Below are 15,049 nucleotides of genomic sequence, written 5' to 3' on the forward strand. Positions count from 1 at the left end.
TTTCTAGTGTCACTAGGGTCAGGAAATTTTTACTTCAGCACCTGTATTACTTGGTAGGTAAGAGGTGAGCGATCAGCGAAGAAATCGGCAGCTATGCCTATTGATAATTACTGCTGAACATCTGGCTGTTCTGCTGGATCATCCGGCTCCTCTTCCTCTGCTTTCAGCCTTTCGGCCTCAGCTTCTGCCTCCGCCTTCAATTTTGCTTCCAGCACTGCCTGGGCCAGCGCCTCCTCGTTGCGAATCCTTGCCTTCTCCTGCTGCTGGTTCCAGATGCTGTCCATCGGCATCTCAACACGAACAGAGATAAACTGGCCCGCCGGGATATCTACAGGATCGCCGTCTGCCACGCCCTCAATAATGTTCCGTGCAAATTTAGGCGCGCCGGCATGCTCCCGGTGATAGGTTTTAACCATCACCGATCCGTCAGGGTTAACCTCATAATCAAGCCATACCTTCGGCTGCTTATTGCGATCCAGCGGTATCTCAAATCCACCATCGATACCTCCCCAGGCCGCATCTGAATTGAGACCAAGACACCCTTCAATCAGGTACTGCCCGACAGCAATGCGGGTCACTGTGCAGCCTTCTGACTCATCATTTGTAACGACCGAACCATCACCATAAACATTCACAATTGGCGATGCTGTTTTTATAAACCCGTTACCGTCAACAGCGGTGTTTGCTTCCGTCCTGAAGGCATATGCTCTGGAAAAGAAGTCATTTGTGTCCGTGCCCGTGAACCATACTTTATTGCCGCGCGCGGAAATCTTGAATGCGCCGTTGTTACCTGAAGCATCTACCCACGGAACGCAGACAAGCTGTCCGACAAGATCCGAAGCTCCAAGCCCGGATTGCGGCAGATGCCCGCCAAGCGAGACACCGCCGCTGAGGCCCTGAGGAAAATTAAGAATGCCAGCATAGGCGGTTATTCCGCGATAATCGCTGATCGCCTGCATCGCTACCTTGCGCTCACTCTGGAAAACCATGTTGCTGTCGTAAACATCATAGATCGCAGCTGATTTGAGGCCGAGGCCAGTGCGGGCTGTGGCCTGCGTATTCCCGCCTGTACCGCCATTAGCCACCGGAATTACGCTGGCGGATGTGAAGTTTTCATAAACAGCAAATGTGCGGCTACCTGCTACGCCGGACATAACAATGAAATAACTTTTTCCTGATGCCGATTGCGTGAATTGAGTAACCAGCATCACCAGCGCTGTAGTGCCGGCACGACCGCCAAGAACATTGATATTGGTAGGCGATGATGTGCCAGCATAAGCCAGGCCTGATGGAATATTGGTTTGGTTAGATGGCAGGCAAACATGTTGAGCGCCAGGAACAAAGTTAAACGTCTGCCAGTCCAGAGCGGGAAGCATGGCTATTGGCGAACCGATACCCACATCAGCCAGCGCCCCTTTGCCTTGCAGATCCCAGTTCGACCATGTAGTGCCTGAGAGGGTGCGCGTCCACGTCCGGTTAATAAAGGCTGCATTGGTGACAACTGATTTGAATGTCTGAACCACTGAGTTTGTGCTTGACCGTAGTTCAACGGTGCAAATTCCAGTAGGCGTTGCTGTTTGCCCGTCAGGGATCGGCCCATTGGTGACAGCGGATGTAATCGACCAGATCCCAGGAGTTACCAGCACATTCATATCGCCAGTGAAATAGCCTGGCATCGAACTGAACCCCACTGGCAACCATGCGCCCCATGGCCCATCTGTGCCGTTCCATGATCCAGTAAGCGACCGGATGTAAATATTTCCAGATCTAACAGTGTAGCGCTGAGTGCAGCCAAACTGACCACCTTGAATTACTTCCAGCACCCCGACAGCACTATCTTCTGGGAATCCATTGGCAATTGTTGCGCCTGTTGATGAACCCTGACCCCATGAGCCAGAATAAGCTGATGTAGGACCATAATTGTTGAGGTTTGCTCCTGATGGTAACGCCCCACGCCACTGCACCGCCGCATTAACGACTGATGACATCTTCGGCCATGACGGGCCGGTGGCTGTAGTACCGTCTGCCCGCGTAAGGGTCACATCGCCCGGGCCCACCAGTAATTTATCCTGATTGGATATATCGATTTGCGCCTGGCGCAATGCTTCCGTAACGGCTTTTGCTAAATTGTCATCAATCGTGGCCATTCGTGATGTCCTTAAAATGAAAAACCCCGGCTCGGCGGGGTATGAGGATTTGAGTTAGAAAGAGAAGGAACCGGTACCGCGGGTTATGGTTAATGTCGGAGCGGAAATACGCTTACTTACCGTGCCAGTGCCAATCACCGTAATAGTTGCCACAACGACATTGTCAGTAATGCCTCGCACAGCGTGGCGCACAGGCATCCATAGCCCTCCCGTCCCGGAAGGAACGCTGACAGAGCCAAAATCACGGACATTATTGTTGATGTTGAGAGCAATATTTACAGTGGTGGCGGTGGAGGAGGAAATATAAATAAGCGCCTCAAGCAGTGCCGACTTAGTCAGTGCCGAAGATGAGGAATCAGTAAAGGCAATCGCACTATATGCGTTGGCGGCGCCTGATGCAGTAACATCAGCAGCAACCCCCAGATTGGCAACGTCTCCGACGAATGACGTAGCTTCCACCGCCCCTTTGAAGCTCCCGCTTGTCGCCTCAACTCTTCCTTTAAAACTTCCATCGGTTGCATAAACCGTCCCTCGCACGGTCACGTTGTTAAACACTGCATACCCGGATTTGTTGATATGCCATCCGACATTGCCGGTTCCATCCCACGTACTGGACTGGATGTAATTGCCGATTTTGGTGTTATCAATCGAGCCATCTTGGATAAACACCGATCGCAAAAACATCTGCCCGCCGGTCGCCGCAAACACCAGTTCCTGCCCGGTCGTCGTCGGGTTATAAACTGCGAACGTATCAGCGCTGACGAGGAAGTTAGAGGAGCCAGTGGCATCAATGCCCAGCTGAATACCCGCGATGCGTTTGATGCCGTTCGCCTCCACCTGGACTTTAACACCCCACTGCGCACTCAACTTGCCGTTGATATCAGCAACAGCCTGGCTGGTAGTCTGGACATTGGCGTTGGTTTGCCCAATCGACGCCGTCACCTGCTGAATGCTGGTCGCTGTGGCGCTCTCCAGATCCGCAACCGTCCGATCGATGCGGGTGATCGCAGCCGCGTTGGTCTGGCCATTGGTTTCAACAGTCGCTTTAAGCGTGGTGACCTGCTCCGCCAGGGCACTGGTGGCATCCGCTGATGTTTTCCGCACGTCGGTTATCTCGGCCATTGCTTTCGTATCGGCAACGGCAAACGTGACGCGCTGATCCGAGAATGCCATGAAGTTGGCGAGCGCATTGGTGACGTTGCCGACAATACCGGCATCCCTGCTGGCCGTGTTGCCGTCAACATCAACTTTCAGACTGTCGATGCGGCGGCCAAGCGCGCTGTCACCATCCGTGCGGGCCGTGGTTTCAGTGCTGATGTCTGCTGTGTTCTGGTCAGTCGTAGCCTTAACCGCCGCCAGCGCGGTGGTCTGCGCCTTGTCGTTATCAGCAACGGCTTTATCGATGCGCGTAATAGCGCCGGAGTTTTTGCCGACGGTAGTCTGCAGGCCCGAAAGCGTGGTGGCCTGAGCCTCCTGCTCAGTTGTCAGCGTTGCCAGTTCCTGGGTCACAGCGGCATGGTTGTCGTTTACGGTCGATTCCAGCTTCTTCCGCTCTGTCACCTCCGCTTCCTGCGCCGTAATGCGCGCCTGGCGTTCGGTGTACAGCAGGCCCGATGCCAGTTTTGACGGGTCGTCACCGGTATAGCCGCCCCGGATCTGCGTCGCCAGCGTCTCACGGGCCGTGGCTTCCGCTTGGTCACCAGTGACACGGGCAGTCGTCTCCTGCTGCAGCGCCGCCATCCCTGCCCCAGGCGTTGGCCGTCCCACCGCCACCCAGTCAATCAGGTAATAGTTCGTCGCGTCCTGTTTGGTGGACAGGTCCAGTCTGAACTGATTCATTGTGGTTTCGGTCAGCCACGGGATATTGTCGAACTCCACCGTGGCGATACCGTTCGCGTCATAGGCAGGCTCGGCGACGGTGAACATGTTGGTGTCGTTGAAACCACCTGTACCACGCCACCGTAACTGCCCCGTCCAGCCCGGAGCACCGAATTTCCTGATGCGGAGTTTAACGAAGCGATAGGACGAGGAGTTGATAGCCAGTGAACCCGGTGATGCCACCCACGGATCGGTGGCATGGTTAGCCGGGCGAATCCACCCGTCAACGATTGTGGGAGTTCCGTTCCCGGTCCAGCCCTCCACTGTCGAATCGAAGTACCAGATTTTGGCAGGATCGAACTGCGAACCGGTACCCGCCGAAATCTGCGCGATCTGCTGCGCCAGTGAGTCAGAGGTGGTCTGAATCGTCTGGTTGACGTTGCTGATATCCGCGACGCGCTCGTTTTTCTCGGTCAGCAGCGCCTGCCCGCGAGCCGTTGCCTCGTCGGTGATGGCTTTCTTACGGTCAGCCACCTCCTGCGCGAGGCCTGTTTTCGTCGCCGCCGACTCAGTCGTCACCATCTTGATGTCATCACGCGCCGACTGAATGTCGTCAGTCAGGTCCTGGATATCTTCGGTAAGTTCCTTATACGCGTCCGTTTGCTTAATCTGGTTATCAATGTCTACCAAATAATCAGCAGCGTTTGAGCTGCTACTGCCCTGAATCCAGTCCGTCCATGCCGACTGGTTGCCAGTGCGATCAACAAGCCGCGCCCGGTACCAGAACCCCACCCCGGCCTTTAGACCAAGCTGCTGGTATATTTGCTGTGGATACGGCACGCCAGCCAGCAGCATGGGATTCGCGCCCGTTGAAACGGTGGAATACTGAATTTCAGTCTGCAGGGTATCGCCGGTGCCTGCAGGAAAATCCCAGTCCAGCTGTACACCCCAGAGCAGTGGTGTTGTGCGGAAATTGACTGGCTTAGGTACATCACCGGCACGGCCCTTGAGATGAGTCAGTACTGATGTTGCCCACAGGCTGGAAGCGCCTCCGGCGTTAATCGCCCGAACACGCACAAGATAATCGCCTTCGAAGATCCCCGGCACTTCAATGTTTCGAAGCCCGGTTTGCGGAACATTCACCCACTCACTCTCATTTCTGCGCCACTGAGCCTGATAAGCGATCACATCGGCCTGAGGCTTACCGGCTTTATCGAGCGGTACATCCCAGGATGCCGTCAGCGTCGCTATGCGCTGGCCCTGACGCACCGACTCATAACTCGACACCACAATATTGCCGGGCTGCGAGACAACCCCAGTTGGGATGAGGCTGATCGGTGGGATATCTAGCCGCGCGTTGTGGTCAACTGCATCATATTTGGACGCATTGTATTCCGCGCCGGCAATGGTGTAGGTGTTCTCCTCGTCGTTGAATGTCAGGTTCATCACACGGAAATACTGCAGGCGCAGCTGTCCGGCATCGATAACGAAAACGGCATCTGGCGCTGGCGCAGAGGAAAACGCCGTGGCCACGATTAACTGCGTGCCGTTGACCGCCTGAATGACCCGGTTTTCCACAATGCCGCCCTGTGTGCGGATCATCAGCGTGTCGCCCGGGACGGCGCTGGTCCCGCGATCGGTTGTAACGGCTTTAAGCCCGGCGTTGTAACTCACAACGCGCCCACCGTACACACGCCCGGAAAAGCGTTCATCCGCAAAAGCGAATACGGTGCCGGGAACATAGGCAAAGCCATCCAGCCCGGTTTGCAGCGTGATCAGGCGATCGAGATAGTTGGAGTATACCGCCCACCCGCCGCGGCGCTGCGCCTCACTCTCACGCGTACAGCCAATGGCAGTCAGCTGCGTCTGCTTGAATTTGAACTGCTTCACCAGGTCAGGAAACATCACCGCAGTGGTGCGATCCTGGTAGTGGTTGTCCGGGTCGCTGAAGTTAATCAGCGCCGAACTGTAGCGGTTCTTCTCGCTGCCGCTGGAATAGTTCGGCTTACCGACGACCGAGGCGCGGGTGAGGATCTGCAGTTTCGTCGTGTCTGCCGGCATGTCCGAGACAACATTGAACATGTTGTTGCCCCAGAACGTCATACCGTTGAAGCCAGCGGCGATATCCTTAATCACCTGCCAGGCATCGGCCTGCGACTGGATATAGACGTCAAACAGGAAGCGCGGCTCGGTACCGGTGCCGCCCTTGCCATCGGGCACCTTCTGGTCACAGCGCTGGGCTATACGGTACAGCTCCCACTTATCCAGCATGGCTGCCGTTACCCGACGACCCAGGCCAAAGCGCGGCTCCGTGAGTACATCGAACCAGATCCACGCCGGGTTATTCGACCAGCCCCATTTGAATGTCCCATCCCAGGTGCCGTTATAAACCCGGCTAACCGGATCATAGTTCTGCGGGATGCGGATAATCCGCCCTTTTGGCTTGCAGGATATCTTCGGGATGTTGTTGAAGGATTTTGCGTTGAACGACACATACAGCAGCGCGGTATGCGGATAGCGCAGGCGCGCGTCGATCACCTCTGTGATGGCCTGCACCTGCGTTTTGTTCTGTAGCATCTGGCTGGTGCTGTCGGCGGTATCACGAACCACGCGGATCTGCCAGCCGGTGTTTGCCTTCGGCAGATTGATGCGGTGGGTCAGCTCGTACAGCGAGCTGAGCTTTTCGGTTACGGTTTTGGTGAGCACGGTGCTGTATGCCCCGCCATCTACCGCCACATCGATATGATAAGTGACGGAAGTGCCGACGATATCGCCATCATTTTCCTGCTGCTGCAGACCGGTAATGCCGATACGCACCAGCACTGCGTCAATCTGGGTATTACTGATGGCCCGGGTCCAGGGAGTGACCTTCGTCAGCGACACACCAATGCTGGTCTCGTTCTCTACGGCGGGGAACCCGGGGATCGGCGACTGCGTCTGCGTGCCCGGACGAAAGTCCCAGGAGACATTCTCGAAGTTCATCGAGCCGTCGGCGTTGCCCAGCGGCGTGCCGTCAAGGAAAATCCGGGTAGCATCCAGTCCACCAGCAAACTCGCCTTCACCGAGCGCCAGCAGCATACGGCAGCGCGCCATCGACTGCGCGGAATCGGGGTGTTCAACAGGCGTGTGCTGCTTCTGACTGCCGCCTTTTGCACCAGTAATCGTTGCCATATTGCATCCATAAAAAAGCACCCGATTGGGTGCTAATTGAAGAGTAAGAAATTTTCAGATGTCCTCGGCCACGATCCCCGCACTGATTATGGCGCCGCCAATTTCGCGCTCGCCATACAGCAGCGCGACCGGGTTGCCCATCGCCAGGGTGTTCACTGCGCCGCCGAAGGCATAGCTGGGCTTATTGTCGGGGTCATCACGCCCCTGAAGGCCTTTGGGCTGCGGCGAGAGCATCTGGTAGATACCGCCCGCAGCCATGCCGATACCAGCAGAAATCATGGCGCTACCGACCGGACTGGCCCAGCCAGCAGAGAGGCCAGACACTACGATGCCCGCCACTACCATCACTGCGCCAAGGATCGTCTGGAATAAACCTGCCTTTTTCGCCCCTTCAAGCACAGGCGCGATGCGGATATCACTGTCACCACCCAACTCCTTGAAATCCTGTTCGCCGATGTTGCGTCTGCCGCGAAACACCGCGAACGTCATGCCGTTTTTTTTGGCATTCATGAGAAAGCTTTCCAGCCCGTCTAGGTTGATGCACAGCGCCTTTACCGCTTCCGCTGACGTCTGCACCGCCAGCCGGTGAACGCGGCCAAACCGGGCACCCAGCGCGCCATACAATCGAATCGTGGTTAAGCGCGCCATGGCTTAATCTCCTGCGGCAGGTCTTTGTGCCGAACGCAGATCATCGTCCGGTCTTTAAAATATCCACGGGCATAAGGCGTGATGCAGGATGGCTGGCCGTACAGGTGGTGCAGCAGCTCGCCCTCTTCGGTGATGATCCCCGCGTGGTTCCACTTGTCCGACTCGACCTGCATGATCACCATGCACCCGGGCGCGGGGTCGCATTCGACAAACCCCTCACACTCCCAGTTATCGAAATAGAGGTTGTCGGGGTACTGGCTTTCCCACCACGGATAATCCACGCGGAAATCGTTCAGCGTGACGCCCTGTATGGCGTGCCAGTCCATGACCAGGCCCCAGCAGTCGTGCGAGCCAAGGAGGAACGGGCGGCCAATCAGCGGGATGGCGTCCGGTGTTATCTCTGCGTATTCATCGCAGTCCGGCGCGTAAATGCCCCAGACCACACCAGAGTTATTACACTGCTGGCGATCGAGGTCAGACGGAATAGGTCGTGCGCCATCGCCCGGGTGGGAGTGAATGACGCGGATAATGGTTCCTGCGTCCTCGGCGTTCGCCCAGTGCAGACCATCGATTCTGAAATGCTCGGTCGGGTTTTCGTGGCTGTTCGGCACCGGGATGTAGCGCTGGCGCCGTCCTGACTGAATGACGAAGCCGCAGCACTCGCGTGGGGATTCCTCCAGCGCATGCGCCCGGATCGCCGTCATAATGATTTTGTTCATGGGTATATCCGGTTATCGGGTGAAGAGAACTGTCGCCGGGTAGCCGCCGAAATCAAGAACGGCAGTGTTCGGTTCTGCCAGCCCGGCGCCGAAACGCTTGCGGCAGTCACTGAGGCAACCCCCGCATACATCAAACGCCGGGTCAGCTACCGCATTACCCTTCGCATCGAAATATGCCGTGCCGTTGTAGGTGCAGCCGTCACCGCTGCGGTATTGTCCGCGCAGTGCCCATTCGCAGAGAGAGGTGATCTGCCGGGTGGGTATAACCAGGTTCTGCAGGTCTGCCGGGCTACTGAGCGACCAGGACACCATCTCGTCATCTTCAGAGGTTTTGGTGTCCAGCCAGAAGGTCTGTAGGGAGAACATCGTCGGGTCTGCTGTCGGATTAACACCGCCCGGGAAGTTCACCGCATCCAGGTAAACCGCGTAGGTGTCAATGATGCTTACCTTTGCATTCACCATGTCTTTAAACTGGAGACACAGCGCAGTGATATGGCCGTCGAGGTTAGACACGCTGAGCTTTGGCTCGGCGGCCTGATCCGTTGAAAGCGCCAGGTCGGCAATCTGGAAGGGCCAGAACTCGTAGGCGTTGCCATCCCAGATGATGGGCTTCGGCCCCAGCCTGGCCTCGTCGCCTTTCGCCGCGTCTATCTCGGCAGGTGAATGGGGAAACGGGCTGTAGTGAAAGCGGTGGATCCCGCCGCTGAACTCTGAGGCATCCACTTCGACTAGGCGGACCCTGCCACCTGGCGCCAGCTTCGCCGCCTGATCAACAAGTGCCATTATGCGTATACCCCGTAGGCCCGTTTAATAGTGAACGTCAGCTCTGCGAATTTGCTGCTGATCTGGTTTTTGCGAACAGAGTCGGCGACAACGCGATACATTCCCTTCTCTTCGCCCGGCGGCGTAATGATGAAGGCCTTCACGGTATGAGCCAGAAGGAAATCGCGCACTGCGTTTACCTCTGTCTCAGTGCCGGTATGTTTCATCGGCACCTGGATCGCGGTGGAGTTGATGCCGTTCTCGGCAACCTGCTCATAGCCATCGCCAAACTGCGCCGTACGCACCGTCTGGCTGTATTCAACAGGGCCAGCGCCGAGCTGCGAGCGCCAGCTGTAGGTTTCGACTGCCATGTTTGCTCCATAAAAAAGCCCCGCATTAGCGAGGCTTGGGGTGGTTGAAAGCCCCGGACTGGGCTTGGTTGTTAGTCGGTTCTGCATGAACTCATTCGGAAGGTGTAGCACCACAGCGACAAATTTAAGAGCCCAGATGACAATGTGCTTCTTAATAGATTGCTGTAATATTGCGCGCCATTCAAATCAACTGCTCGCTTTTCAATCAACTAAGATTAGCTAAGACACCCTTTGATATGTCAAAATCTAACATGGAGTTATAAGCTGCCACAGAGCGGCCCTGCCCCATCGCATCTTTAATTAAAGGAGTTTCCAATGGGGTTTAGATTTCGCAAACGAATCCGAATTGCTCCCGGACTCGCTATAAATATCAGCAAAAGCGGCGTAAGCACATCAATCGGTAAAAGCGGCTGTACCACAAATATCAGCAGTAGAGGCGTAAAAACAACGCTTGGCATCCCTGGCACTGGAATTTCATACACTGCCGGTACTTCAGGGAAAAAATCTGCTAATAAGAAAGGCAGCAGCATAATTAGCAATCTTATTTGCTTATTTATTTTATTTGTGATTTACAAAGTTTTTACTTCATAAATTCTTATTACAATAACCTGCATAAACATCGCATTACATTAATATTGGTAAGGATTAACAAATGAAAAAAGTACTAGCACTGTTACTGGTAGTAGCATTCGGCTTGATGACCACTAACTCAATGGCCTGCCCGAAAGGTACACATCCGCATGGTGGAACTGGTTCGCATCACGCGGGCGGCACTTGCTACTAACAGTTGGGCGGCTTCGGTCGCCCTTTTAATATCAAAAGCACATCTGAGTAGGTTATCAAGCCTCCACAGAGCAGCCCTGCACTATCGCTTCATATTTGTTCAGAGGGTCACATGAACCGGGTTTGGCTAATCGTGTTGATTGTCACAATTTGCGCTGGTTTGGCGCAGGATTACATAACTGAAAAAGCAGCTGAACGCATTACTACAATCAGACAGTCATGTGTGATTGGGCATGGTTGCAAGAACATGTAGCCCATCTGAGTGGGCTGTTATTGAAGTCCGGCCAGGACTTGGTGGTTATGGTCAGTTATGTTTAACTTCCGCTCAATTCTTCAAGTCGGTAATCAGTTTTACCGTCTTTATCTTCGACGCATACAGCTCTGAATTTCTGCTCAAGGCCGAATTTGTTCTTGGCGCTAAACTCCTGTGTTGCGTAAAACTTCCCGTCATTACCCAGCAACCTTTTTGCACCAAACGCAGACATATTCAGGGTGCTTTTGTTAAGGACTGATTTTTTAACGTAAGCATCACAGGATTCACGAAGCTGATCCAGTTTCGCATCAGAAAGTTCTTTGGCCTCTTTCTGCTTCTTTTCTGCTTCGGACGGCTTATTAAGTACAGCAGCAATACCGACCACAATGATGAGAAGAATAAGCATCCCAACAGTCTTGAGAATTTTCATAAATATTTTTTTAAGCACTATCATCCCCTGATTAGTATGTTTTAAACATGATAACCAGGGGATGCATTGCTGTAACCAGGCGCGCGTGATATTGCCATCTCAGGATCACAACCTAGGGTCACTTGCTCTGGAACTGCCTGCCAAGAAGGCCATCGCTTCGAGCAGCCCTCACAAGGATCTCCGTTACCTTAGTTTCTATTTCTTTCCCTAACGCCCGCGCTGCAGCGCTGCCATCCCCAGACGTGTTAGATGATGCATTGCCCTTATTATCCACATAAATATCTATGTTGACCTGCGGCTGCGCACCACCCCCACCCTGTGCCCTGACACCAAGCCGGCCAGCGGAATCACGCGTCAGCGGCATGATTGCCTCAGCGCCAGCCTCAGCGAAGACACCCCCCTTGGCAAACTTAGAGGCCCCTGGAATGTGAAATACTGAGGTGTATCGTACACGCCATTCACATACTTACTGAGGCCCGGAGATTCATATACTCCGCCTTTAGCGTTAAATGTTAAACCTGCAGCTGCGTTCGCGTATGCTCCACCAGGTGTGTTGCCACCTCCTGATCCCCCACTTACCCACCCCATCGCAGCCTGTACTGAATAGGCAACCATGAGGCGGTTCGTCACATCCAGGATCATCTTGAGCATCGATTTCCCGAACTCTTTAACCGATGCTTTGCCTGTTGTCATAAGCTCGGTCAGCATGTCGCTCAGTCCTGTTAGCGTGGAGCTGGCAACATTCTTTACGGCATCGTAGGTATTTGTGGCGGCGTCCAGATACTCATTCCAGCCGCTTACTGCACCAGCTTTCCAGTCACCGCGCAGCTTATCCTCTTCGGCGTAGTAATTGCGAAGTGCTGCCAGCTCTTTTTCATAACTAGCATCTTCAAGCTTGCCACCGCCATTCAGCCATCCCTGTCGAAGCTGAGCTTCTTCCATCAGGCGCTGCGTTTGACGACTACTTAACCCGGCGCTATCACGCAATGCATCGGTTTTTTCAGCCATCTGGGTGACATATTTGTTTGCCTGCTGCGCCAGCCCGTTAATCTTCTGCTGGGCCTCAACTTCCTTATTTTTCTGATCCACAACTTTGGCGGCGTTGAGGATGGCCTCACGGTTCGATAGAAGAGATTTCTCCTGTGCGCTCAGAGCGCGAGACTTAGCAGCCTCGTCCAGCTCGGCAAAATGAGATTGCTGTTTGCTGAACTCGGTATTTTTGGCGTGAACATCTCCCGTCTGACGCAGCGTTTCGAGCGTTTCCGTTAGGGTTCTGGCCTGGGCGCGGTAGTTCTCCAGGGTGCGATCGCCAGCATCCAGCGTAGCTCTTGCCTCTTTGGTCTTTTTGGCAGAGTCCTCGGCAAGTTTTGTTACCGCATCCCTTGATTCGCGGCTCGTGCCTCCCTCCCCTTTAACGTTGGCTCCTCGCGCTTCAGCTTCATAGTTTGCCTGTGCGTTAGGCGCAGTAACCCGCTTCCAGAGTTCATCGTAGCGTTTTTTGTTCGCCGCAATCTCTTTGTCAGCTTCAGTCCCGGCCTTTTTCATAGCCTCAACATCCATGCCGAGGAACTCAGTTATTGCACCGCCGCCGGGTATTTTTTCAGCCCAGCCAGCTAATGTCCCGGTAAATTTGGCATCCAGCGAAGTGATATTGAGAAAGAGATCCTTTATCGATGCCTTAACCAGATCAAAAATATCCAGTATCTGGCTTCCCCAGGCGCGGACCGTGATCCCAATCTGCCCAAAGGAATCAGACGCAAAAGCCTTTAACCCCTGCCAGGCCTGCCCGATATTATCGGTAGCCTCTACAATTTTATTACTGCGATCCTCCATGGTGTTGGCGAACAGCGTAATCGCTTCGTTTGCCGCGGCTGTTTTTCCCTTCGTTTTTTCGAGGATGATGATGTGCTTCATCATGGCTTCATCAACGAAGCCATAATGCTGGTTTATGCTGGCCAGCGCCTTAACGGGATCGCTCGCGAGACGTGAAAAGTCAGCAAGTGCTGCTTTGGTATCAAGCCCAGCATCTCCCATAGCCAGTATCGCGCTGGCCACTTTCTTCATCTGAACGTCGGTGTATTTGCCCGTATCGTTGAGCTTAACCAATATATCCACGGCGTCCGCCAGCGAAGATCCTGCATTGCCGGCAACCTCACTCGCCGCATCATTAAGCTGCACCATGGAAGAAAAGCCAGCGCCGCCCATCGAGATGAGCGATCGGGCGACGGTATCAAACTGCTGGGATGAACTGTATGCGGCCCCCGCCAGAACAGCGAGCACTGCAGCTGTTCCTGCAATGGCAAGGTTAAAGCCGTTAAGCAGCCCACCAGCCCTACCGAGTTTCTCAGCTGCTTCAGAGGTGTTGTTGAGCCCCTCCGCCGCATCATTGATATTGTCCGCAGTCTCTGAGGTTTCTTTGCATTCTTCGTTGAACCCAAACAGGGCATCTTTCAGGGCCTGGAACATGGCCCCAAACCCGCCGAAGGAGTCTTTAATCTGTCCACCCTGCTGGAGCAGGATCAGGAACGGGGATTGCCCACCAGCCAGCTGCGTAGCGATATCGGTAAACTGCGCCGGGAGCATGCGCAACGCGGCGCTGTACTGCCCCACTGAAATACCCGCACGCTGAGCTGCAATCTCCTGTCTCGATAGGGCATCAGGTAGAGCACTGGCGACAGATGAAAGCCGCTCCCGCGTCTGGCTGAGGATGGTGTTGAAGTGCTCGAACTGCACGCCATTGATGCGCCCTGACTCGAAATGGGCCACCAGCTGCGCGTGCTGCTCATCCAGCGAGTTGAACGCGCGGATAGTCGGGTCGATGGAGCCCAGCAGGTTCTTCAGCGCGGCGGACTGCTTCTCGGCGGCCTGGGTCGCTGCCAGTTCAGCTTGCGCCCTGGCTGCCGCTTCACCAGTATCCGTCAGCTTAAGCCGCGTGTCGTCGAGGATTTTGTTGTAGTGCTGAAAATCGTCGGTATCCAGGAAGCCTTTGGTCTGGAAGTTACGAAGCGCAGCCTGCTGTTCATCCAGCCGGTTAAGCGCCTTGTTTACCGGGTCGATGTTCTCCAGCAGCCCTTTCAGAGCAGCCTGCTGCTCTTTAATACCTTCACTGCCCTGCTTCGCAGACTCAGCGCCAGCGCGGAATACGCTGTTAAGGTCATCCGCTTTGCCTACAGCACCCGCCGCAGCTTCACCGAGTTTATCCAGTTCATTGCTGGCCGTTTTCAGATCGGATACGTCAGCGCGCAATGTGATCGAGGCGATTTGGTCACTCATCAGGCCGTCTCCTTATGCATCACTTTGAGAGCCTCGCTTTCCATGATTCGAATATCAGCCATGCAGGCCGCCGCATCCTCGACCCCGTGCAACTGAAACACCCAGGGGAGAACGTTGTAATCAAGACCGGTCGCACCGCTCGCGCCGACGCGCCATTGAGTCGCCAGTGCGGAGAAGACGGTAAAGGCCTCCCATATGGATGGCAGGATCCCCACCTCTTCCTCCACGTCCTCAGGCGTTAAACCAAAAGCGGCTAACTCCGCAAGTGTCGGTCCCGGTGTATACATCGCTGCGGCGACCTGCCTCAGTTTTTTTCGCGAATGCCCATCAGCTCTTTGGTGTAGGCCAGACCGATGCTGTCGAACGCTCGCGGATAGTTCTGCAGGAGGATGACCACATTACCGCGGGTAAACTCGTCCTGCAGCGCCCAGCCTTCGACGATTTCCATAAGGTAATCGGCCTGTGGCTCAATAGGAGCCTTTTTGCCATCGGCCTTTTTTTGCAGCTTCTCGTCCATCACGCGTAGCTCTTCAAGCGTCTTGTGGCGGAAGGTAAAGCTCAGTTTGCCGTCCTCTTTACCGGCTTGCGGGATACTGGCGGTAGCGGGAAACGTTGGGTTCGGGATCAGGGAAAATTGGGTCATTGATTCATCTCAGAATGGCCCGGCGAACCGG

11 protein-coding genes are annotated in these 15,049 nt (G+C 54.7%); 1 reads left to right on the forward strand and 10 read right to left on the reverse strand.

Annotation, left to right across the window (positions count from 1 at the left end; genetic code table 11):
* Positions 1-107: 107 nt before the first annotated feature.
* The 6 genes from DVA43_RS25080 to DVA43_RS06860 are packed head-to-tail and all read right to left on the reverse strand — an operon-like array spanning position 108 to position 9,636.
* A complete protein-coding gene (locus DVA43_RS25080) occupies positions 108-2,147 on the reverse strand; it encodes a pyocin knob domain-containing protein (RefSeq protein ID WP_246842281.1) in 2,040 nt (679 codons plus the stop codon).
* A 54-nt stretch (positions 2,148-2,201) separates the two neighbouring features.
* The gene (locus DVA43_RS06840; protein ID WP_114315037.1) at positions 2,202-7,136 is read right to left on the reverse strand and encodes a DUF1983 domain-containing protein; all 4,935 of its coding nucleotides are present in this window, start codon (positions 7,134-7,136) and stop codon (positions 2,202-2,204) included.
* Between the two features lie 54 nt (positions 7,137-7,190).
* On the reverse strand, positions 7,191-7,784 hold the full coding sequence (locus DVA43_RS06845; protein WP_114315038.1) for a tail assembly protein: 594 nt from the start codon (positions 7,782-7,784) through the stop codon (positions 7,191-7,193).
* Positions 7,772-8,503, reverse strand: a complete 732-nt coding sequence (locus DVA43_RS06850) for a C40 family peptidase (RefSeq protein WP_114315039.1) — start codon at positions 8,501-8,503, stop codon at positions 7,772-7,774. The genes DVA43_RS06845 and DVA43_RS06850 overlap by 13 nt, the downstream gene beginning before the upstream one ends.
* A gap of 12 nt (positions 8,504-8,515) precedes the next feature.
* A complete protein-coding gene (locus DVA43_RS06855; protein WP_168194647.1) occupies positions 8,516-9,286 on the reverse strand; it encodes a phage minor tail protein L in 771 nt (256 codons plus the stop codon).
* The gene (locus DVA43_RS06860; RefSeq protein ID WP_114315041.1) at positions 9,286-9,636 is read right to left on the reverse strand and encodes a phage tail protein; all 351 of its coding nucleotides are present in this window, start codon (positions 9,634-9,636) and stop codon (positions 9,286-9,288) included. The genes DVA43_RS06855 and DVA43_RS06860 overlap by 1 nt, the downstream gene beginning before the upstream one ends.
* Before the next feature lie 315 nt (positions 9,637-9,951).
* On the opposite strand from DVA43_RS06860, the gene DVA43_RS06865 reads away from it, so the two are divergent.
* A complete protein-coding gene (locus tag DVA43_RS06865) occupies positions 9,952-10,227 on the forward strand; it encodes a DUF4236 domain-containing protein (protein ID WP_114315042.1) in 276 nt (91 codons plus the stop codon).
* Between the two features lie 506 nt (positions 10,228-10,733).
* On the opposite strand, the gene DVA43_RS06870 is transcribed toward DVA43_RS06865, so the two are convergent.
* From DVA43_RS06870 to DVA43_RS06885, 4 genes are all read right to left on the reverse strand, one after another.
* Positions 10,734-11,120: a hypothetical protein gene (locus tag DVA43_RS06870; RefSeq protein ID WP_127472154.1), complete on the reverse strand. Its 387-nt coding sequence runs from the start codon at positions 11,118-11,120 to the stop codon at positions 10,734-10,736.
* 336 nt (positions 11,121-11,456) lie between these two features.
* Positions 11,457-14,375 (reverse strand): phage tail tape measure protein, encoded by a 2,919-nt coding sequence (locus DVA43_RS06875; protein ID WP_246842282.1) that lies wholly within the window; start codon positions 14,373-14,375, stop codon positions 11,457-11,459.
* Positions 14,375-14,662, reverse strand: a complete 288-nt coding sequence (locus tag DVA43_RS06880; RefSeq protein ID WP_114315043.1) for a DUF1799 domain-containing protein — start codon at positions 14,660-14,662, stop codon at positions 14,375-14,377. Before DVA43_RS06880 ends, DVA43_RS06875 begins: the two co-directional genes overlap by 1 nt.
* Positions 14,663-14,679: 17 nt before the next feature.
* Positions 14,680-15,018 (reverse strand): phage tail assembly chaperone, encoded by a 339-nt coding sequence (locus DVA43_RS06885; protein ID WP_114315044.1) that lies wholly within the window; start codon positions 15,016-15,018, stop codon positions 14,680-14,682.
* Positions 15,019-15,049: the final 31 nt, after the last annotated feature.

Source organism: Leclercia sp. W6, assembly GCF_003336345.1.
Classification (GTDB): domain Bacteria; phylum Pseudomonadota; class Gammaproteobacteria; order Enterobacterales; family Enterobacteriaceae; genus Enterobacter.